The 253-nt window shown below is 52.6% G+C and carries 1 pseudogene; it reads left to right on the forward strand.

Annotated features, from left to right (window positions below):
* Positions 1 to 253, forward strand: a pseudogene (locus IV91_RS0112530) (IS1380 family transposase); the annotation flags it as partial.

Consider the following 253-nt stretch of genomic DNA (forward strand, 5'->3'; position numbering starts at 1 on the left):
ACTCTACAAGCACCATGGTACCCATGAGCAATTTCATTCTGAATTCAAAAGCGATCTGGACCTGGAGCGTTTGCCCTCGGGCAAATTCGACACCAACGATGCCATCGTGCATCTGGCTTCTTTTGCTTACAACTGTCTGCGTTTGCTGGGACAACTGGGATTGACCGGAGAGATTTCCCCCATCCGGCACCCCGCCAAGCGCAGGAGACTGAAGACGGTATTGCAGGAAATCATGTATCGGGCCGCCAGAATG

The organism is Ferrovum myxofaciens (assembly GCF_000735045.1).
GTDB classification, from domain to species: domain Bacteria; phylum Pseudomonadota; class Gammaproteobacteria; order Burkholderiales; family Ferrovaceae; genus Ferrovum; species Ferrovum myxofaciens.